This is a genomic window from Saccharothrix australiensis, from assembly GCF_003634935.1.
In the GTDB taxonomy this organism is placed as follows: domain Bacteria; phylum Actinomycetota; class Actinomycetes; order Mycobacteriales; family Pseudonocardiaceae; genus Actinosynnema; species Actinosynnema australiense.
On sequence record NZ_RBXO01000001.1, the window covers coordinates 3,902,608 to 3,922,461 of the forward strand.

General features: G+C 73.9%; 18 protein-coding genes. 7 read left to right on the top strand and 11 right to left on the bottom strand.

Features of this window, described 5'->3' with window-relative positions:
* Window positions 1–158 precede the first annotated feature (158 nt).
* Window positions 159–1,265 carry an FAD-dependent oxidoreductase gene (locus C8E97_RS16805; protein ID WP_121006582.1) on the bottom strand — a complete coding sequence of 369 codons (1,107 nt, stop codon included), beginning with the start codon at window positions 1,263–1,265 and terminating at the stop codon, window positions 159–161.
* Between the two features lie 210 nt (window positions 1,266–1,475).
* Between C8E97_RS16805 and C8E97_RS16810 the strand changes: the two genes are divergently transcribed.
* The 6 genes from C8E97_RS16810 to C8E97_RS16840 all read left to right on the top strand — a co-directional run bounded on the left by C8E97_RS16810 (window position 1,476) and on the right by C8E97_RS16840 (window position 8,186).
* Complete coding sequence (locus C8E97_RS16810; RefSeq protein ID WP_121006583.1) at window positions 1,476–2,075, top strand: TetR/AcrR family transcriptional regulator; 600 nt, start codon at window positions 1,476–1,478, stop codon at window positions 2,073–2,075.
* Between the two features lie 840 nt (window positions 2,076–2,915).
* Entirely contained in the window at window positions 2,916–4,496 is a 1,581-nt protein-coding gene (locus C8E97_RS16820) for a flavin monoamine oxidase family protein (protein ID WP_211347043.1), read from the top strand.
* 248 nt (window positions 4,497–4,744) lie between these two features.
* A complete protein-coding gene (locus C8E97_RS16825; protein WP_121006584.1) occupies window positions 4,745–5,314 on the top strand; it encodes a YbaB/EbfC family nucleoid-associated protein in 570 nt (189 codons plus the stop codon).
* A gap of 10 nt (window positions 5,315–5,324) precedes the next feature.
* A complete protein-coding gene (locus C8E97_RS16830; protein WP_121006585.1) occupies window positions 5,325–6,833 on the top strand; it encodes a WXG100 family type VII secretion target in 1,509 nt (502 codons plus the stop codon).
* A gap of 4 nt (window positions 6,834–6,837) precedes the next feature.
* Window positions 6,838–7,566: a hypothetical protein gene (locus C8E97_RS16835; protein ID WP_121006586.1), complete on the top strand. Its 729-nt coding sequence runs from the start codon at window positions 6,838–6,840 to the stop codon at window positions 7,564–7,566.
* Window positions 7,563–8,186 carry a hypothetical protein gene (locus C8E97_RS16840; RefSeq protein ID WP_121006587.1) on the top strand — a complete coding sequence of 208 codons (624 nt, stop codon included), beginning with the start codon at window positions 7,563–7,565 and terminating at the stop codon, window positions 8,184–8,186. Before C8E97_RS16835 ends, C8E97_RS16840 begins: the two co-directional genes overlap by 4 nt.
* Before the next feature lie 35 nt (window positions 8,187–8,221).
* Here C8E97_RS16840 and C8E97_RS16845 read toward each other — a convergent pair whose 3' ends face one another.
* Both C8E97_RS16845 and C8E97_RS16850 read right to left on the bottom strand, forming a co-directional pair.
* Window positions 8,222–9,685, bottom strand: a complete 1,464-nt coding sequence (locus tag C8E97_RS16845) for a CoA transferase (protein WP_246018940.1) — start codon at window positions 9,683–9,685, stop codon at window positions 8,222–8,224.
* A 98-nt stretch (window positions 9,686–9,783) separates the two neighbouring features.
* Window positions 9,784–10,056, bottom strand: coding sequence for a hypothetical protein (locus C8E97_RS16850; protein WP_121006589.1), 273 nt, complete (start codon window positions 10,054–10,056; stop codon window positions 9,784–9,786).
* Window positions 10,057–10,333: 277 nt separating this feature from the next.
* Between C8E97_RS16850 and C8E97_RS16855 the strand changes: the two genes are divergently transcribed.
* Window positions 10,334–11,095 (top strand): SGNH/GDSL hydrolase family protein, encoded by a 762-nt coding sequence (locus C8E97_RS16855; RefSeq protein WP_121006590.1) that lies wholly within the window; start codon window positions 10,334–10,336, stop codon window positions 11,093–11,095.
* Window positions 11,096–11,179: 84 nt separating this feature from the next.
* Here C8E97_RS16855 and C8E97_RS16860 read toward each other — a convergent pair whose 3' ends face one another.
* The 8 genes from C8E97_RS16860 to C8E97_RS16895 all read right to left on the bottom strand — a co-directional run bounded on the left by C8E97_RS16860 (window position 11,180) and on the right by C8E97_RS16895 (window position 19,692).
* Window positions 11,180–11,458, bottom strand: coding sequence for a Rossmann-fold NAD(P)-binding domain-containing protein (locus C8E97_RS16860; RefSeq protein ID WP_147455146.1), 279 nt, complete (start codon window positions 11,456–11,458; stop codon window positions 11,180–11,182).
* A 171-nt stretch (window positions 11,459–11,629) separates the two neighbouring features.
* Window positions 11,630–12,310: an SDR family NAD(P)-dependent oxidoreductase gene (locus C8E97_RS16865; protein ID WP_121006592.1), complete on the bottom strand. Its 681-nt coding sequence runs from the start codon at window positions 12,308–12,310 to the stop codon at window positions 11,630–11,632.
* 306 nt (window positions 12,311–12,616) lie between these two features.
* Window positions 12,617–13,474: an SDR family oxidoreductase gene (locus C8E97_RS16870; protein ID WP_121006593.1), complete on the bottom strand. Its 858-nt coding sequence runs from the start codon at window positions 13,472–13,474 to the stop codon at window positions 12,617–12,619.
* Between the two features lie 247 nt (window positions 13,475–13,721).
* A complete protein-coding gene (locus C8E97_RS16875; RefSeq protein ID WP_121006594.1) occupies window positions 13,722–14,543 on the bottom strand; it encodes a S1 family peptidase in 822 nt (273 codons plus the stop codon).
* Window positions 14,544–14,575: 32 nt separating this feature from the next.
* A complete protein-coding gene (locus C8E97_RS16880; protein WP_246018942.1) occupies window positions 14,576–16,099 on the bottom strand; it encodes an alpha/beta fold hydrolase in 1,524 nt (507 codons plus the stop codon).
* 236 nt (window positions 16,100–16,335) lie between these two features.
* Complete coding sequence (locus tag C8E97_RS16885) at window positions 16,336–17,553, bottom strand: acyl-CoA dehydrogenase family protein (protein WP_121006596.1); 1,218 nt, start codon at window positions 17,551–17,553, stop codon at window positions 16,336–16,338.
* On the bottom strand, window positions 17,550–18,686 hold the full coding sequence (gene sfnG / locus C8E97_RS16890) for a dimethylsulfone monooxygenase SfnG (protein ID WP_121006597.1): 1,137 nt from the start codon (window positions 18,684–18,686) through the stop codon (window positions 17,550–17,552). The genes C8E97_RS16885 and sfnG overlap by 4 nt, the downstream gene beginning before the upstream one ends.
* Before the next feature lie 364 nt (window positions 18,687–19,050).
* A complete protein-coding gene (locus C8E97_RS16895) occupies window positions 19,051–19,692 on the bottom strand; it encodes a hypothetical protein (protein ID WP_121006598.1) in 642 nt (213 codons plus the stop codon).
* Window positions 19,693–19,854 lie beyond the last annotated feature (162 nt).

Consider the following 19,854-nt stretch of genomic DNA (forward strand, 5'->3'; position numbering starts at 1 on the left):
TCGCCGGGCGAGGGGACGAACCGCCGGGCGGCCGGTGCTCGGAGGCGCTGCCACGAACACCGGCCGCCCGGCGGTCCACCCGCGCCGGTCCACCTCGGAAGGTCCACTCGACGCGGTCCACCGACGCGGTCCTCTGCGGCCCGTCGCGGCCGCGCTCGTCACCCGACCATCGCCCGCAGGCGCTCGTTCCGCGCGGCGATGGCCTCCCACGTCGGCGGCAGGACGATGTCCGCGCCGGTGCCGACGCTCTGCTGACCGGACTCGGCGTACGGGCGCTGGCGCGCCTCGTAGCGCTCGAACGCCACGACGTGGTCGCCGCCTGCCCGGTCGAGTTCCTCGGCGAGGAAGTACGCGCCGGTCAGCGCGAGCGACGTGCCGCGGCCGGAGAGCCCGCTCGCGCAGTGCGCCGCGTCACCGACGAGGACGACCCGGCCCCGGTGCCACGCGGGCAGGTGGATCTGGCTCGCGGAGTCGAAGTACAGCTCGGGGTCGGCGAGGACCGCGTCCAGCAGGCGCGGCACCTCCCACTCGGGGTGCCCGGCGAACCGCGCCCGCAGGATCTCCTTCTGGGCGGCCAGGTCGCGGTGGTCGTGGTCGAGCGGCTCCGACCGGAACATCAGGACGGCGAGCGCTCGGTCCCGGTACCGGGTGATGCCCGCCAGGTGACCGGGGAAGTTGTAGATCGGGTTGGGCAGGTCGGCGCCGGCCGCGCCGGGCAGGTCGGCGACCGCGACGTAGACGCCCAGGTGGCGGGCGTGCTCGCGCTCGGGCCCGAACACCAGCCCGCGCACGCCGGAGTGCTGCCCGTCGGCGCCCACGACCAGGTCGAACCGCTCGGCGCGGCCGGACGCGAACCGGACGTCGACACCCGCGCCGTCGTCGGTGAGCGCGTCGACGGAGTCGCGGAAGCGGACCGTCGCGTCCGCCGGGAGCGCGTCGACGAGGACCCCCGCCAGGTCCTCGCGCGGGATCTCGATGTCGTCGTCGGAATCGCCCAGCGCGGCCAGCGGGAGGCGGGCGACCGGTTCGCCGTCGGCGTCCACGAACCGGATCAGCTCCGAGGTGCGGACCCGCCGCTCGCGGACGCGGGGCAGCAGGCCCATCCGCTCGGTGATGTCGATCGCGTCGCCGCGGATGTCGATCGGCGACCCGTTGACGCGGAAGTGCGCCGCCCGTTCGACCACGGTGACGCGGTGGCCGCGTGCGGCGAGGTCGAGCGTCGCGGAGAGCCCGGCGATGCCCGCGCCGGAGATGAGGATGTGCATGGTGACCTGTTCCCGAGGCCGGCGAGCCGGCGGTGGATGGGGCCGGCGAGCCGGCGGTGGATGGGGCCGGCGAGCCGGCGGTGGACGGGGCTGTGGTGCGGTGTCGCCTTAAAGCGACAAGTTGTAACTTTAATGTACCGCAGGTGCGGCACCCCGGTCTGGGAGGATCGAGCCGTCGCACGACGCGGGTACCGACGGGAGTGGCAGCGGATGGTGGACGACCGGGAACCGGCGGCCCGGCGGCCGGGCGGGCGCACGGCACGGGTGCGGGCGCAGGTCCTCGACGCGACGGTGCGGCTCGTCGCGCGGTACGGGTTCGCGGGCTTCCGCTACGAGCAGGTGGCCGAGCTGGCCGGCGTGCACCGGATGACCGTGTACCGCAACTGGCCGGACCGGGAGAAGCTGGTCGCGGCGGCGCTGACGCGGTTCGGCGAGCAGGAGGTGCCGGTGCCGGACAGCGGCGAGCTGCGCCGCGACCTGGTGGACATGCTGCTCGGGCTCGCCGCCGGCCTGGAGAGCACGACGGGGCGCGCGTTGTTCCAGGTCGTGCAGGGCGCTCGGGAGAACGAGGAGGTCCGGCGGACCGTCGAGCAGGTCTTCCAGCGGCGCGCGGACCTCTTCGGGCAGCGGGTGGACCGCGCGGTCGAGCGGGGCGAGCTGCCGCCGGTCGACCGCCGCCTCCTCGGCGACCTGCTGTCCGGCCCGGTGCACCTGCGCGTCGGCCGCGACCTCGGCCCGGTCACCCGCGCGGACGCGGAGCGGATCGTCGACGTGGTGCTCGCCGGCATCCGCGCGACCGCCACGCCCTGATCCCCGGCACGCGCCTCCGGCCGCACGTACCGGCGTGGCCGGCCCGCCGGTCCCACCGGCCGTGCCCCGCCGGTCGCGTGTCGCGGATCGGGCCCCGTCCGCCCCGCCGCGCCTCGCTGGTCGCGCCCCGTCCGCCGCGCCCCACCGTCACCGGATGTGGTGGTTCGGCGTCGGTCGGCTGGCGATCCGGCCGCCGGTCGGTATCTTCGTCCTACCGGTGATCGGGTGCGCCCCCTCGCCCCGGTGATCCCGCCCCGACGTCCGCCCCGGCTCGACCTCCCCGGAGTCGTGATGCGCCTGCGCCGCGCGAGTTGCCCGACCTGCCACTGGCACGAGGGCGAGTTCGTCGTCCACCCCCGCCGGACACCCACCGCGCCGCGCCCGGTCGCGGCGGAGGCCCTGACGGCGTTCGACGACCGGGTCGCACCAGGGACGGCGGCCGAGTCCGGGAGGCCGCGCCGCCGTCGACGCCGACCGGGACCGCGCGTCACCGCCCGGTGATCCCCGCCCGGTGATCACCGGGCAGGGCGCCCCGTCGCCGCCCGGACCGCGCCCGCGACGCTCCTATTGCGCCGGACGGACCTCCGGCGGCGACAGCCGGTCGGGTGGGCCGCCGACACCGTCCCTCCACAAGGGACGGTCGATTTCCGGTGCACGTCCGGGCAGTCCTGGCGGCTGAACGTGCCGGCACGGTGGACGGCGTCCGCGGCCCGTGGTCCGATCCTCGTGTTCCGCTGTTCCCACGCGGTCCACCGGGGCGGTCGCCGTGCCGCCCGGCGGGTTCGCCGCCGCCACGGCCGCGTTTCGGCCGCCGCCACGACATCCGAGGTTGGAGTGCAGATGACCGCGTTGACGCGCAGACGTTTCCTGGAAGCCGTCGGCCTGGCCGGCGGCGCGGGCGCGATGTTCCACACGATGGGCGCGCTGGGCCTGGTGCCCGAGGCCGACGCCACGCCGTTCGTCCCGCCGCGCGAGGGCGACCTGGCCGCGGGTCGGAGGGGCCGCCGGGTGCTGGTGCTCGGCGCGGGCATCGCCGGGCTGGCCACCGCCTACGAGTTGGGCAAGGCCGGCTACGACTGCGTGGTGCTGGAGGCGGGCGAGCGCGCCGGAGGTCGCGTGTGGACGGTGCGCGGCGGCGATCGCGCGCGGGACCTGGACGGGCACGTGCAGACCGCGAACTTCGCCGAGGGGCGGTACTTCAACGCCGGCGCGGCGCGGATCGCGCAGTCCATGATCACTTTGGACTACTGCCGGGAGCTGGGCATCGCGATCGAGCCGTTCGCGGGCCAGAACGCCAACGCGCACCTCTACGACGAGAAGGTGTCGGACCGCCCGACCACGATGCGCGCGGTCAAGGCCGACGTGTTCGGGCACCTGTCGGAGTTGCTGGCCAAGGCGACCGACCGGGGCGCGCTGGACGGCGAGCTGACGGGCGACGACAAGGAGCGGCTGCTGGGGTTCCTGGAGCACTTCGGCGACATCGGCGGCGAGGACGACGGGTTCGCCTACCGGGGCGGCAGCCGCCGCGGCTACTCGGTGCTGCCGGGCGCGGGCACGGAGGAGGGGAAGGTGCTCGGCCCGCCCGAGGCGCTGTCGCGGGTGTTCTCCCGCGGGCTCGACCGCGTCTTCGACTTCGAGCTGGACTTCGAGTACGCGATGATGATGTTCCAGGTGGTCGGCGGCACCGACCGGATACCGTCGGCGCTGGCGTCGGCCGTCGGCGCGCGGCGCATCCGGTACGGCTGCGAGGTCCGGTCGATCAGGAACCGCGAGGACGGCGTGGAGGTCGACTACCGGGAGCCGGGCGGCGCGGTGCGCGTGGAGCGGGGCGACTACTGCGTCGCGGCGCTGCCGCCGCACGTCCTGGCCCGGCTCGACCACAACCTCGGCCCGGCGGTGACGGCGGCGCTGGCCACCCCCGTGGCGAACCCCGTCGGCAAGCTCGGCCTGGAGTACGGCCGCCGCTGGTGGGAGCAGGACCTGCGGCTCTACGGCGGGATCACGCGGACGGACCTGGACATCCACCAGATCTGGTTCCCCTCCTCCGGGCTGCACTCCGACGGCGGTGTGGTGGTGGGCTACTACAACATCGACTCGCTGACCGAGCCGTACGACCGGATGGCGCCGGACGACCGGCTCCGCCGGGCGCTGGACCAGGGCGCGCGGATCTACGGCGACGTGTACCGGCGGGACGTGCGGTCGTCGTTCTCGGTGGCGTGGTCGCGGGTGCCGCACATCGGGGGCGGCTGGGTGACCTGGCCCTCCGAGGACTCGCCCGAGTACCGGCTGCTGACCCGCCCCGCCGGCCGCGTGCACTTCGCCGGCGACTGGCTCAGCCACTGGATCTCCTGGCAGGACGGCGCGTTCCTGTCCGCCCGCAAGGCGGTCACCGAGATCCACCGCCGCGTCGCGGCCGGCTGACACCGCCGTCGCCCGCGCCTTGCGGTGCGCGCATCCCGTGACCTCCATGCTGCCGCGTTCGTCCCGCATGTTCGTCCTGTCGCGTCCGTGCTGTCGTTTTTGTCCGATCATCGGCACTCGCCGGCCTCCCGTCGTGGTCACGGCGCGTCCCGCCACCGATCGCACGACCCTCGGCCCGCGCCCGGAGCGGGGTTGCTACGGTTGGGCTCGGTGGAGTGAAGCCTGCGGTGGGTGACAGGGGGACGACAGTGCCGGATCGCAGGGCACGGCTGGACGACGCCATCCGTTCCTTCCAGGAACAGGCGGGCAAGGTCGCCCAGCTCAAGGACAAGCTCGCGGAGTTGCGGGGGCAGGCGCGCAGCGCGGACGGTTCGGTCACGGTGACCGTCGCGCCGTCCGGCGCGGTGCTGGGGCTACAGTTGACGCCCAACGCCATGCGGCTGAGCCACACGCAGCTCCAGCAGGAGATCCTGAGCACCATCCGGCAGGCCACGCAGCACGCCGCCCAGGCGTTGCAGGACACCGTGGGCCCGGTGCTCGGGGACCGCGCGGCGCAGTTCAGCGAGGCGTTCAACGCGCACTCGCCGATCCAGCCGCTCGGTCCGGACGCGCCCGGCACGCCACCCGGCGCGCCCGCCGCGCCGCCGCCCGGCGCCCACGCCGGACCGCCCGCCGGCGCCCGCGTCGCGCCGCCCGCCGGGCCGCCGCAGCCGGCGTGGCAGCAGAACCGGCCGCCCGTGCCGCAGGTCACGCGGAACCGACCGGCCGCCCCGGAAGTCGGAGACGACGACGAGGGCTTCGGCTCGATCCTGAGGTGACGGGGGACCAGTGACCGGTTACGACGTCGACAGCGCCGCGCTGATCGCGCACGGCAAGGGCTCGCAGGAGGCGGCGGGCAACTTCGGCCAGTTGGCCACGCTGCTGGAGCAGGCGCGGGTGTCCGACGACTGCTTCGGCCCGCTCGGCGAGCTGATGGCGTTCAAGTACTTCGACAGCCTCCAGGAGTGCCAGGACATGGCCGACAAGGCCAAGTCGTTCATGGAGGGCGTCGCCGAGCGCGCCGAGCAGACCGCCCAGACCTACCTGGAGGCCGAGGACCTCATCCGGTCCGCCTTCACCGACCTGGGCAACGGCCTGGGCGGACCCGGTGGGCTCGGCGACCTGAACGGCGCGGGCAGCGGCAAGAGCAAGAGCTTCCTGGAGCAGCACGCGGGCTACGGCTCCTCGTGGGTCGGCACGGCCGGTGACGTCGCCCGCGCGAGCAGCCCGCCGGACGTGGCGATCGCCGCCGTGAACGCCCGCATGGAGCAGCTCCAGCTGGTGACCAGTCCGGGGCAGTCGTTCATCGACAACGGCCTCGGCTTCCTGATCGGCATCGTGATCAGCCCGATCGTGGAGTTCGTGCTGGAACCGGCGATCGGCGACCCGGAGCAGATGCGCAGCACCGCGCAGGGCTGGGCGAAGGTCGCGGAGTGGCTGGACCAGGCGGGCGAGCACGAGCGGAACCGCGCCCAGGCCACCGCCGAGGCGTGGAAGGGCGCGGCGGGCGACAAGTTCCGGCAGCAGATGGGCGAGTTCGCGGAGGGCTCGAAGGCGTTCGCCGACGAGATCCGCAACGTCCAGCAGATCCTGGAGATCGCGGCCGACCTGTTCGACGCGTTCGTCGAGATCTGCGTCGACATCCTCCAGGAACTCGTGATGGGCCTCATCATCGAGTGGCTGGCGGCCATCGCCGCGTCGTGGATCACGGCGGGCGGTTCGCTCGGCGCGGCGGGCGCGGTGACCACCGCGCAGGTGTCCATCGCGGGCGGCCGGCTCGGCCAGAAGGTCAGCCAGCTGCTGAGCAAGCTGATGCCGCTGATCAAGCGCCTGGAGACGATGTTGCAGAACCTGCGCAAGGGCCCGCTGAAGAACCTGGTGGAGCGGGCCGAGGGCCTGCGCGACGGCAACATGGCGCAGAAGTGGGTCGCCCGCCAGATCGACGCCAACCCGCTGGCCAAGATCGTCACCAAGGCCAACGCGGAACGGCGGGTGGTGGACGGGGCCGAGGAGGCCGCGACGATGGCGTCCAAGACCGGCAACCGGTTCGCGGCCAGGTACGGCGTGGACGGCGAGGGCGCCAACGCGCTGACCACCAACCTCGCCGAGGCCGGCCTGCGCATGGCCGGGATGAGCGGCACCACCCACGTGCCGACCGCGATCACCAACGGCGTCATGGAGAACGCGCCCGGCCTGGCGATGGAGCAGGGCGTCAAGTACGGCTACAACAAGGCGCAGGACCCGTCGTCGGGCGAGGAGCGGCAGGACTCCATGAACCGCGGTTTCGAGTACGAGTAGTCCGGTGGGGAACTTCGAGTCGTGGCCCGGACCGGGCCTGCTGACCCGCCTGCGGGTCTGCCGCCCCGGCGAGCAGCTGCTGTGGGCGGTCAACCGGACGACGTTCTACCTCGACGTCGAGGGCTTGGACGCGCTCGGCAACCCGCGGAAGGGCCTGCTCGGCCGCGGCGCGCGCGCCGCGGGCGGTTTCACGCTCGACGTCGTCGGCTCGGCCCTGTTCGGCTCCGAGGACGCGACCGGTTCCGACCGGCCGCCGGCCCCGGACCACCTGCTGTTCGGTCCGGGGCCGGGCTGCCTCGCCCACCAGGCGGTGCCGTCGATCCCCGTCGCGCCGGGCAAGCGGGGCGTCGCCCTGTGGGCGCTGACCGGGCAGCGGCTCGTCGTCGCCCGCGCGTACGACCGGCAGCCACCGCCCGAGCCGGAGAAGTCGTTCCTGGGCAAGGCGATGACCATCGGCAAGGGCGTGGTGGACTTCGGCGTCGACGCCGCGAAGATCATCGCGGGCAACTACCACGACTACGGCCGCAACACCTCGGGACAGCCGGTGGCGCTGCCCGAGGTGTCGGTCCTCCACGAGTTCCCGCGCGCGGCGATCGCCTCGGTCGCGCCGTCCGCACGCGAGAAGAAGCCGTGCCTCCGGGTGTCCTTCGTGGACGGTTCCGGGGTGGACTTCCTGTTCCCGGACGAGGGATCGGCGCGCAGGGCGCTCGACCTGACGAATGGTGCGCGATGAGCAAGCCGCTGAACGGCGAGGACGGGGTCGTCGAGGACGAGCTGGCCCGGTTCTGGCTCGCGCCCGGCGAGCGACTGCTGCTGGGCCTGCCACCGGTCGAGGCCCACGTCGCCGCGCGGGTCGGGCCGGCCGTCCGCGTGCCGCACCGGCCGGTCGGCGAGGTGCCGGACCTCGACCTGGGCAAGGAGCACTGGCCGCTGCCGACCGAGCACGTCACGGCCGAACCGGACGCCGACTGGGCCGACGACCGGACCGTCGGCTACTTCGCCGTGGCGGCGCGGGAGACCGACGACGCGATCCGGCTCGCCGACCACTTCGCGCACAGCCGGGGGCAGGCGCGCCTGGCGGTGAGCGACCGGCGGGTGGCCGTGGTGTACCCGACGAAGCTGTTCCGGAAGGACCCGTCGTCGGTCTTCACGACCCACGCGGAGCTGCCCGCGAACCGCCTGGTCGGGGTGGACGCGGTGTTCGTCGGCCAGAGCCCGGACGTGCCGCCGGTCGTGCGGCTGTCCTTCGCGGACGGGTCGGTGCTGCACCTGCGCGCGGCGCTGGCCGCGCGGAAGGTCGAGCGGGCGCGGGAGCGCGCCGCCGGCCGCCGGGAGTCGCCCACCGGCGGCTGACGCGCGTCAGCGCCGTGCCCACGGGCCGGCGCGCGTCAGCGCGCTGTCCACTCCGGACGGTCCGCGCCGAGGCGACCGGGCGGGCGGTGCCACGTGGTCGGCGCGCCCGCGTAGTGCACCGGGGGTCGGGCGTGTCGGAGGAGCCCGAAGTCCGACTCCGTCTCCGTGAGCCACGGGCGGTGGTCGTGGCCGTGTTCGTGCGCACCTCGGTCGGCGCCGTCGTCGGGATCGGCCCCGAGGTCGTGCACCAGCCAGGAGGCGGTGCCCGCCAACGACAGCCGGACGTGGCGCCCGCCACCGGCCCGCCACCGCCCGGTCAACGCCCGGAGCACGGCGGCGGCCAACAGGTACCCGGTGCCGTGGTCGAGCGCCTGGGCGGGCAGCACCCCCGGACGCCCGTCGTCGCCCTCGATCGCCGCGATGCCGGAGCGCGCCTGCACGAGGCTGTCGAACCCGCGCCGACCGGACCACGGCCCCGTCCAACCCCAGGCGCACAGCTCGGCGACGACCAGGTCGGGGCGGCGGTCGAGCAGGTCGTCGGCCCCGAGGCCGAACCGGTCCAGCGCGCCGGGCCGGTAGCCGGTGACGACGACGTCCGCCGCGTCGAGCAGTTCCCCGAGCACCCGCCGGTCGCGGGCGAGGTCCAGCACGACCGACCGCTTGCCGAACCCGGTGTCCGCGAGGGTGTCGTCGTGCTCGGGCAGGGCGGGTGCGTCGACCCGCAGCACGTCCGCGCCCAGCAGGGCCAGGGTCCGCGTCGCGACCGGTCCGGCGATCACCCTGGTCAGGTCGAGCACGCGCACGCCGGTGGCGGGCAGCCCGGCGGCGGGGACAGCGGTGGTGGTTGCGGCGGAGAGCGGCCCGGAGGAGCGTGCTGCGGGCGTGCCCCGGTCGGATGCCCCTGCTCCCGCCGTGCCGGCGGGCACCGCGCGCGTCTCGACCAGTGGGTGGCGCTCGGGCGGTCCGGGCCGTACGGCGACCGCCAGACCGCCCGCCGCGTAAACGTCCTCCTGGACCGACTCCGACGAGCGGACGGCGAGGGCACCCGCCACCCGCGCCACCAGCGCCTCGTCGTCACCAGGGTCCCCGACACCCAACGCGCCCAGCAACCGCGCGCGGTGGTGCGGGTAGTTCGCGTGGGTCCGCACCCAACCGTCGGCGGTCCGCCAGAACCGGGAGAGCGGCGCGAACGCAGCCGGCACGCGCCCGTCGACCCGGAGGTGGCGCTCACTGGTGAACGCGGCGGCCACCGCGCCCTCGTGCACCCGGACCGCGGGCGGCGGCACGCGGTCGCGCACGGACAGCAGCTCGGCGGCGGCGAGCGAACAGGCGCCGACCGCGGCACGAGCCATCCGCCGCACCGGCAGCCGCGCGGCCAGCACACCGGGCACCTCTGCGTACTCCACCCGCTCGACGAGCCCGGCCGGCCCGCCCAGCGCCGCCCACGCTCCCGCCGTCGCGCTGTCCTCGCTGTGCGCCATGAGGACATCCTGCGACACGGTCCTCCTCATGACCCACGCCCTGTGACGCGGCTGTGCCGGCCACCGACCCCTCGGCCGTCGCCGCGCCCGCCGAACGGGCGTACCACCCGGAGCGGTCAGCGGATGTGGACGCTCGCGCCGAACTCGAAGACCTGCTTCTCGCCCGGAGCGACGGTCCCGACTACCTGACCGCCGCAGTTGTCATCGTCGAGGACGAGAGCGACCTGGTCGGTTCGATTGTCGACCACCAGGGGCCAGTGATGGCCCTGGTAGCAGCCGCTCGGGTCGTCGATCCGGTTGCCGCTCACCACGAGCACGCCATGCGCGGCGGATGCCGGTGCGGCGGTCAGCACACCGGCCACCGCCATGACCGCCGTGGCGATGCCCACTGCCGCGCCCCGTCGTCGTGTCGTCATCACACCCACTCCCTTCCATCACAGTGCCCTCAGCATCCAGGCCGCACGGACCGCCCGCCGGCGATCGGCCGCCGTCCCCTTCCAACGGGTCGGACTCTCGCCCGTGCCGGTCAATCCGCCCCGAGCGCCGGTGACCAGCGGTCACCGACACCGCCGTCACCCACCTCGGGGAAGTCCGGCTGCCGTGCTGCCCGCCCCGCCCGCCGGGGCACCTCCTATGCTGCTCCCAACGGGTGATGGGGGAGGACTTGTGCGGTACGTGGCGATCGGCGACAGCTTCACCGAGGGCGTCGGCGACGAACTGCCCGACGGGTCGCCGCGCGGCTGGGCCGACCTGGTGGCGGAGGGTCTCGCGGCCGGGCTCGGCGAGCCGGTGCGGTACGCCAACCTGGCCATCCGGGGCCGCCTGCTCGAACCCATCGTCACCGATCAGCTCGACGCCGCCCTGTCGCTGTCCCCGGCGCCCACGCTGATCACGCTCAACGGCGGCGGCAACGACATGATGCGCACCGGTGTCGACACCGGTCGCCTCGTGCGGCTCACCGAGCACGCCGTGCGGCGCTGTGCCGACGCCGGGGTGCGGCTGGTCCTGCTCAGCGGCGCGGACCCGTCCGAGCGCCTGCCGTTCGGCCGCACCGTCCACCGGCGCGGCGTCGCCCTGACGGCGGCGGTCAAGGCGTTGGCCGCCCGGCACGACCTGCTGATGGTCGACATGTTCAACGACGCCGAGATCCGCAAGGCCGCCTACTGGTCGCCGGACCGCCTGCACCTCAACGCGATCGGTCACCGCCGGGTGGCCGCGCACGTGCTGACGGCGCTGGGCCACGCCACCGAGGCGGAGCAGGTCGAGCACCGCGACACCGGCCGCCGCGTGTCGGCGGAGGCCCGCTACTACCGCGAGCACGTGCTGCCCTGGCTGTACCGCCGGCTGCGCGGCCGTTCCTCGGGCGACTACCGCACCGGCAAGCACCTCGCGTGGACCACGGTGCCCGCCGCCCTGCCCGAGGTCTGACGAGCCGCCGCGCAACCCTGAGCCGGCTCCACGCCGGCCCGGTCTTCCAAGGTCCCCGGTGGCGCATCCCGCGCCGGTGCCGGCTCAGCCGAACGCGCTGAAGACCTCCTCGGCCCGGTCGCGCCGGGTGTGCAGCCGCCACGCCGCGTCCGCGATGGCGTCGGGGTCGAGCGTGCTGTCGCCGACCTCGCCTAACCGCTCCGGCCGCGACCGCACGTGCTCGAAGATGTCGCCGCGCTCGACGAGGCCGCCGATGGTGAGCGTGGCGACGTGCACGCCCCGGTCCGCCGGCGCGGCGTGCAGGGCCAGGGCGCAGTTGCGCAGCGCCGCCGACGAGACCGCGATCGCGCCCAGTTGCGGCATCGGCCGGGGCTGCGGGCCGAGGCCGCGCGCCACCCCGTGCCGGCGGTCGCGCGGAGCGGCGAAGGAGGGCCGGGGTGACGCCCGGCGGCGGCTGGTGAGGGCTCGGCCGGTGAGGGGGGTGGCGGTGACCGCCGGCGTGCGGTCGGCCGGTGAAGGCGACGAGGCGGGTCGTCAGGTCCGCAGGTGCGAGGCGCCGTTGAGGTCCAGCACGGCGCCCGAGGCCCACTCCGCCTCGCGCGACGCCAGGTAGACGACGGCCGCCGCCACCTCCTCGGGCGTCGCGACCCGGCCGAACGGGCTCTGCCTGCGGACCTCGTCGGTCACCAGGTCGGCCACCCGGTCGGTCGCGACGAAACCGGGGGCCACCGACGCCACCGCGATCCCGTGCGGCGCGAGGGCGACGGCGAGCGACTGCCCCATCGAGTGCAGCGCGGCCTTGCTGGCGCCGTAGGCGGGCATGTCCGGCTCACCGCGGAACGCGCCACGGGAACCGACGTTGACGATCCGCCCGCGCACACCCCGCTCGACCATGTGCCGCGCCACGCAGTAGGACATGTCGGCGGCGCCGAAGACGTTCACGGCGAACGTGCGCCGCCACAACGACTGCCACTGCTCGTAGGACGTGTCCGCCACCGAGCCGTACTCGACCAGCCCCGCGTTGTTGACCAGGACGTCGATCCGCCCGAGCGCGTCGACGGCGGCCGAGACGGCCCGCGCGATCGACTCCGGGTCGGCCAGGTCGACGTCGGCCGACGACAGCGCCACCACGTCGTCCCCGAGGTCCCGGAACGCCCCGGCGATCGCCGCGCCGATGCCCCGACTGCCACCGGTGACCACCACGCCCCGGCTCATCGCGCGGACACCCGGCCCTCGACCGTGGACGTCCGAGCGGGGCCGGGGGCGAGGTGGAATGCGGATCTCATGCGATCACCTTGGCACGGAAGGGGACCCGATGGCCGCAGGGGGTGATCGAAGTTGCTCAAGTGCCTGGTTCGTCGGCGAGCCTTCCGCGCGGCGTCGTGCGGCGGCGACCCGGACGAGTGACGACGAACCGGGCCGGTGTCGGGCCGTGACCGCGACATGAGCACCGCGACACGACCGCGACACGGCTTGGACGTGGCCGCCGCGCCGTGACGACGTGCCGGTCGCCCGGCCGGGTCAGCCCGGCAGGGTCTCGCCGCCGAGCGCCGCGATGACCTCGCCGGTGTAGTAGGACGACAACCGGTTCGCCGCCAGGAACACGTAGGTCGGCGCCAGCTCGTCGGGGTGCGCGGGCCGGCCCATCGGCACCTGCGAGCCGAACTGCTCGACGTGCCCGGCGTCGAACGTGGCCGGGATCAGCGGCGTCCACACCGGGCCGGGCGCGACGCAGTTGACCCGCACGCCGCGCTCGACGAGCGCCTGCGCCATCGCGTACGTCCACGCGATAACCGCGCCCTTCGTGGCCGAGTAGTCGATGAGGGACTTGTTGCCGCGCAGCCCGTTCACCGACGCGGTGTTGATGATCGCGCTGCCCTCGCGCAGGTGCGGCAGGGCGGCGGCGGTGACCCGGAAGTAGCTGTGGATGTTGACGTCGAAGGTGTGCAGCCACTGCTGCTCGGTCAGCTCGTCGGGCGAGTCGAGCGGGTTCTGGGTGGCCACGTTGTTCACCAGCACGTCCAACCCGCCCAGGTGGCTGGTGGTCTGGTCCACGACGTCGCGGCAGTGCGGCCCGGAGGCCAGGTCGCCGGGCAGCAGGACGCATTTCCGGTCGACCTCGCGGACCTTCTCGGCGGTGTGCTCGGCGTCCTCGTGCTCGTCCAGGTAGGAGATGGCGACGTCGGCGCCCTCCTTGGCGAACGCGATCGCCACCGCGCGCCCGATGCCGGAGTCGCCGCCGGTGATCAACGCCTTGCGACCTTCGAGGAGGCCGCTGCCGACGTAGTCGGCCATCGAGTCGCGCGGCTGCGGGCGCATGGCCTCCGTGCTGCCGGGCGGTTGCTGCTCCTGGGCTGGCTGCGTTCGGTCGTCGGCCATCGCGCTGGTGTCCTCTTCGTCCTCGGGTGCGGTGGTTCGTGCTCTCCAGCGGGGCGCCGGCGGACCGTGGCGCGCACGGGCGGGACGGCCCCCGTGGACACGCCGGTTACCCGGCCGCGAGCGGTCCAATCATCGGCCCACCGAACGGGTGACGAACGCCTCGCCCGGCCGGACGGCGGCCCCGGTGGGCCGGGGCCGCCGTCGCGGAAGGGTGGTGCCGACCGGTGTCGCGCTCAGGGCGCGGTGGTCACGCGCTCGGCTCGGGCAGCAGGCAGCCGCGGCGGCCGAGGTCGAGCTTGTTGCCCGCGCCCATGCAGGTGGTGAGCCAGTACGTCTGGGTGGCGTAGCTGCTGCCCTTGCGCACCGTGATGACGCCGTCGCGGTCCATCTCGCACGGGTTGTCCAGCGTGCACTGGCCGCCCTCGCGGTTGCTGGTGCTGTTGATCGCCACGACCTGCCCGCTCGCCGCGTCGACGACCGGCGACCCCGAGGTGCCGGGGCCCGTCGCGCACGCCTGCGTGTAGCGGACGACGTCCTTGGCGACGTACGCCTTCTCCAGCAGGCGGTAGACCAGCTGGTCGACGTGGCAGGAGAAGACGGTCTTCATGCTGCCCGAGACCACCCGGATCCCGGCGCCCGCCGCCGGGCGTTCCGCCGATACCGTGAGCGGTCGGACGCGGTGCCGTCGTTGCAGGTCGCGATAGCTCGTGTCGAGCTGGTACAGGGTGATGTCGGTCCCTGTCATCGTCGCGTAGAGAACCTTGGCCGCATGCACATCGGCCACCCGCTCACCCTTGCCGTCGAGCAGGGTGAGCAACCGGTGTGACGGCTGGTCCACCAGCACCTCGTCCGGCACCGGCCACGCCCCCTCGTAGCAGTGCCCGTTGGTCAGGACCAGCGCCCGGTCGCCGTCCCGCGAGGTCGGCATCCGCACCAGCGACCCCGAGCACCCGTCCACGTCGACGGCGCCGGTGAAGTCCACGTCCGCCGCCCAGGCGGGCGGTGCCACCACCGCCAGGCCGAGCAGTGCGGCGCCCAGGGCCGCCCAGGTCCGTCGGAACACGCGCATCTCACGTCCGTTCATGGGGGAGGGGACCGGGTTCACCGCACACCGGGGCAGGAGCCCCCGGTGGTGCGACCGGTGCGGAAGAAGTCCACCGCTTTCGCGGCGCAGGGCAGCGCGGGCAACGAGCCGTGCACGGCGTCCTTGACGGTCAGCAGGGTCCCGCCGATGGCGTCCCGAGTGGCGACCGCCCACTCGTAAGGCGTCTCGTACTCGTAGGTGTGGCCGGACAGCTGGAGCGGGCTGGAGCCCCTGACCGGCTTCCACTGCTGCGCCTGCCACGGCCAGTTGGCGCACCAGACGCCGAGCTGCGCGCCGCCGCCGGTGCCGGGGTAGGCGCGCATCCGGGCCTCGTGGTCGGCCCACACCTGGTCGAAGTCGCGGCCACCGGTCCCGTCGTTGCACATGATCGCCGAGTACTGGAGGTAGTTCGCGCCACCGTGGCCGTGCTCGAAGCCGAACGCCCCGACCGCGCCCCCGACCGCGCCCCCGACCGCGCCCCCGACCGGGCGCGCCGACCTCGGCACGCCACCCTCGCGCACCGTGGCCAGGTCCGCCGCGACCGCCGCCCAGCTGTTCGGCTCGCCGCCCAGCAGCGCGGTCACCCAGGCGCGGTCCAGGACGGTGGTCCCGTCCACCACCTTCGGCTCGCGGTCGAGCCGGTCGCGCAGCTCGAAGATCGTCCTGCGGACCGCGTCGGGCGTCGTCCCGAAGTGGTACTCGTGGTCGCGCCCGGCCACCCACGGCAGGAACTCCTCGAACCTCTTCTCGTGGATCGCGTCCGACGCGGCGGAGACCGCGGCGTGGTCCAGGACCGGCGGCATCACCGAGTCCAGCCACATCCGGTGCACCCGGCCGTCGAACAGCGACCGGTAGTTCGCGCCCACCGCCGTCCCGAAGGACGTCCCGTAGAAGCTGATCTTCGACTCGCCGAGGGCGGCGCGCAGGGAGTCCACGTCGCGGGCGATGTTCGCGGTGGTCAGCTGCCGCGTGAAGACGGGGTCCAGCGCGGCGCACCGCGCGTTGAACTCGGCCTGGTGGTCGAACGCGGCCCGGCCCCACTCCTTGCGCGACGCGGTCGGCGGCAGTTCCGGGTACGGCTGATCCGGGCACTCGACCTTGTCGCTGTAGCCGACGCCGCGGGGGTCGAAGCCGATCAGGTCGTGGTCGGCGGCCAGCGCCGCGAGCCCCTTCCCGGCGAAGCCGAGCGGTGCGTCGATGTTGACCACGCCGGGTCCGCCGGGGCTGAGCACCAGCACACCGCGCCGCTTCCCGGCGTCGGCGGCCTTGATCCGGCTCACCGCGACCTTCATCGTGCGACCGCCGGGGTCGGCGTAGTCGACCGGCACCGCGAGCATCGCGCACTCGGACCTGGTGTCGTTCTTGTCGGGCCAGTCCTTGGCCGTGGTGGCGCACGGTTTCCACGAGAGCGTATCCGCCGCTGCCGCTGCGGATGTGGCGGGCAGTCCGGTGGTCACCACCACCGAGGCGACGACCACCGCGACGGCGGTCGTCATCCTCCGGCGCGCGGGTGTCGCCACCGCGCTTGTCCTGTCGATCATGCGGGTCACGCTAGGGACGGGGTGTCCGCGTTCCGTGCGCGAAGTGTCACGGCTCCGTGACAACCCGGTACGAGCCCCGACGAGAGGCCGGAACACCGGGGTTCCGCTCGCGCGGCGCGTTCCGGGCGTGACCGGCTCCCGACGTGCGCCGCGCCCACCGGTGGCGAGCAGCCCCGCCACCGGTGGGCAACGGCAGGTCCGTCCCCGGCACCCCTGCCGTGCCGGGGACGGCCGGCTCAGGTGTACCAGGTGGGCTCCGGGATCTCGCCGAGCAGCGCGTAGCGGCCGACTTCGGCCCGCTTGTGGGCGATCGGGTCGTGCAGGCTGTGGGTCCGGATGTTGCGCCAGAAGATGTCCAGGCCGACCGAGGACGCCGTGGCCCGCGCGCCGGTCACCTCGAAGACCCGCGAGCCGATCTCCAGGCCGACGTCGACGGCGCGCTGCTTGGCCGCCGCGACGACGACCGCCGCCTCGCCCCGTTCCCGCGCGGTCACCTCGTCGGGGTGCGCGTTGACGGCCTCGATCAGGGCGGCGGCGCGCTCGGCGAGGGCTTCCGCGGCCCACAGCTTGGCCTGGAGGTCCCCGTAGGTCTCCAGGACGTGGAACTCCTCGACGGCGGAGCCCTTGACGTCCGGCGTGTACGGCCACGGGCGGGTCCGGTCGCGGGTGTAGGCGGCGGCCGTGGTCAGCGCCGCGCTCGCGATGCCCAGGTAGAGGTTGGCGAACACCAACTGGATCAGCGGCACGTTGAGCGTGTTGTAGACCCTGGGCCGGAACTCCTTGTCCACGTAGCCCGCCGCCTGCGACCACGGCACGCGCACGCCCTCGACCCGGACGCCGCCGCTCTCGGTGAGCCGCTGGCCGAGGTTGTCCCAGTCGTCGGCGAACACGATGCCGTCCTGGTGCGACGGGACGATCGCGAACACGTGCTTGTCGGTGCCCTCCAGCACGCCTTCCAGCACCGTGACGTCGGAGACCTTGCTGCCGGTGGAGAACGACTTGCGGCCGTTGAAGACCAGCTCGTCACCGTCCTCGGTGATCACCAGGTCGTCGTCGCGCGGGTTGACCGCGCCGCCGAAGAACCACCGCTCGCGGGTCGCCTGCTCCTCCACCGCCGCCACCTGCTCCGGCGTGCCGACCAGGCGCGCCGCCCAGAACCAGAGGTAGTGGTAGCCGATCAGCTGGCCGATCGAGCCGTCCCCGGAGGAGACCTCGCGGATCACGCGGTAGGCCGTGGTCCAGTTCTGCCCGCCGCCGCCGTGCTCGACCGGGCCGAGCAGGGTCACCAGACCGGAGTCCTTCAGCAGCCGCACTTCCGCGTGCGGGGTCGCGCCCGCGCGGTCGCGGGCGACGGCGTCGGTGGACAGCAGCGCCGCCACCTCGCGGGCGCGGGCGAGCCACTCGGCGTCGGTGGTGGGACGGGTGCTCCAGGTGTCCTGCGCGGAGGTCGTCACGGTAGGGCTCCGATCGGTTCGGCGGTCGCGGCGGAGGGGTCGGCGGAGGCTTCCAGCTCGCGCACGATCGGCAGCACGTGGCGGCCGAAGTACGCGACTTCCTCGTGGTAGTGCAGGAAACCGAGCAGCAGCAGGTCGACGCCGCGCCGCCGGTACCCGACGATCCGGTGGGCGACCTGTTCGGGCGTGCCGATGAGCCGGCTGCGGAAGCCGTCGTTGTACTGCACCAGGTCCTCGAACGTCGAGTCGGCCCACATGCCCTTCCGGTCGGCCGTCGCGCCGCCCGCCTGGCGAACGGCGTCGCGGAAACCCTCCACCGCGCGCACGTCGGCCTTCGCGACGATCTCGCGCAGCGTCTCGCGGGCCTCGGCCTCGGTGTCGCGGGCGATGAGGAACCCGTTGAGCCCGAACCGGACGCGCCGCCCGTGTGCCTCGGCGGTGGCGGTCACCTCCTCGATCTGCTCGGTGACGCCGTCGAAGTCCTTGCCGTTGCTGAAGTACCAGTCCGACACGCGGCCCGCCATCGCGCGGGCGGCGGTGGAGTTGCCGCCCTGGAATATCTCCGGGTGCGGCCGGTCGGGCCGCTCCAGCGGCTTGGGGCGCAGCTGGTACCCGTGCAGGCGGTAGAAGTCGCCGGTGAACTCGGCGGTGTCCTCGGTCCAGCTCGCGCGCAGCACGCGGATGAACTCCTCGGCGCGGCGGTAGCGCTCGTCGTGCTCCAGCCACGGTTCGCCCAGGGCGGTGAACTCGTCCTTGAACCAGCCGCTGACGACGTTCACCGCCGCCCGGCCGCCGGACAGGTGGTCGGCGGTGGCGATGAACTTCGCCAGCACCGCCGGGTGCCACAGCCCCGGGTGCACGGCGGCGATCAGCTTGAGCCGCCGCGTGGCCAGCAGCAGCGCCAGGCTGAAGCTCGTGGACTCGTGCTGGTGGGTCGCGCCGTAGCCGGCCAGGTAGCGCACCTGGCTCAGCGCGTACTCGAACCCGTTCTCCTCGGCGAGCACGGCCAGCTCGCGGTTGTACTCGTAGGACCAGTCGGTGCGCTGCTCGATGTCGCTGACGACGAGACCACCGCTGACGTTCGGCACCCAGTAGGCGAACTTCAGCGGTTCCCCGTCCCGGTTCTCGGGCACGGTGGCACTCCGGGGCTCGGTGTGGATGTCCTCTGTGGACGGACGGCGGGGCCTATCGGGCGGGACAGTCCTGTGCGGCGACGCGGACGAAGTCCACGTGCCTGCGCTTGGTCAACACCGTCGGTTCCGACACGCGTCCTACTTCAACAGCACAGCGCCACCGGGTCAACACGCGGCGTGCGCGTCCCACGGGGTGGGCGGCGGGCGGCCGGCCTGTACCGCGACGGCCGGACCGGGTAGCTTCCGGCGGTCCGGCCATCGACGACGTGGTGCGGCCGGGCCACGGAGGGCCCGGCCGCACATGAGGTGGAATACTTGTGGCGCAACGGTTCCCGCCCGAGCCGGGCCCTGGCGGGCGGCCGGGTCAGCCCTGCCAGACGAGGGGCGACTTGTCGTAGCCGTCGCCCTCGTTGTAGCTCGCCGACACGACCTTCGCGCCCTCGCGGGCACCCTGGAGCACGCACGTCTCGTACTTCGCGCCGGCGGTGGTGAAGCCCTTGCCCGCCGTCTCCGACTCGCACTTGTCGGTGTCACCGCTGATGATCACGCCGGTGCCCTTGCCGTCCGCGCCCAGGCCGCGCAGGCTCACCGAGCTGTGCGCGAGGTCCGTGCCGCCGACGTTCTCCACGGACACCCGCAGGTAGAACGGCGTGATGCCCTTGGCCTTGTCGCCGAACTTCACCAGGTCGGCGTTGTCGCCCTGCTCGATCGCGGTGACGGTGAGGGCGATCGTGCCGCTCTTCTGCGTCCCGTACCGGAACGGCACCACCGCGCGGTCGCCGACCTTGAGCTTCGTGCCCGGCGCGGTCACGTCGCCAGGTGCGGCCGGGGTGGCGGCGGTGCTGCCCGAGGGCTTCTCCGACCCGGTGGTGGTCGCGGTGGTGGTCGTGGCGGTGTCAGGCGTCGCGGTGCCGGGCGTGGCGGTGCCGGATGTCTGGCCGCCGCACGCCGACAGCATCAGGACGGCCGCTCCGGCGACGAGCAGGGTGGCGCGGACGTGCGTCAAGACGGGGCTCCTTGCGTGCGACGAACCGGGGGATGCCGACACGCTAGCCCGATCGGCGTCATCCCACTGTCGGTCGTTCGCACCACGGCCGTGAACCGGAAGCACGCACCGGGCACCCCGCGTCCGCGCGCACGGCTACCGCACCCGCGCACTACCGCCACG

Excerpts from the sequence above, each read along its gene's own strand:
- C8E97_RS16805 (WP_121006582.1), bottom strand. The coding sequence starts at position 1,265 with ATGCACATCCTCATCTCCGGCGCGGGCATCGCCGGGCTCTCCGCGACG.
- C8E97_RS16810 (WP_121006583.1), top strand. The coding sequence starts at position 1,476 with ATGGTGGACGACCGGGAACCGGCGGCCCGGCGGCCGGGCGGGCGCACG.
- C8E97_RS16820 (WP_211347043.1), top strand. The coding sequence starts at position 2,916 with ATGACCGCGTTGACGCGCAGACGTTTCCTGGAAGCCGTCGGCCTGGCC.
- C8E97_RS16840 (WP_121006587.1), top strand. The coding sequence starts at position 7,563 with ATGAGCAAGCCGCTGAACGGCGAGGACGGGGTCGTCGAGGACGAGCTG.
- C8E97_RS16860 (WP_147455146.1), bottom strand. The coding sequence starts at position 11,458 with ATGCCGCAACTGGGCGCGATCGCGGTCTCGTCGGCGGCGCTGCGCAAC.
- C8E97_RS16865 (WP_121006592.1), bottom strand. The coding sequence starts at position 12,310 with ATGAGCCGGGGCGTGGTGGTCACCGGTGGCAGTCGGGGCATCGGCGCG.
- C8E97_RS16870 (WP_121006593.1), bottom strand. The coding sequence starts at position 13,474 with ATGGCCGACGACCGAACGCAGCCAGCCCAGGAGCAGCAACCGCCCGGC.
- C8E97_RS16875 (WP_121006594.1), bottom strand. The coding sequence starts at position 14,543 with ATGCGCGTGTTCCGACGGACCTGGGCGGCCCTGGGCGCCGCACTGCTC.
- C8E97_RS16880 (WP_246018942.1), bottom strand. The coding sequence starts at position 16,099 with ATGATCGACAGGACAAGCGCGGTGGCGACACCCGCGCGCCGGAGGATG.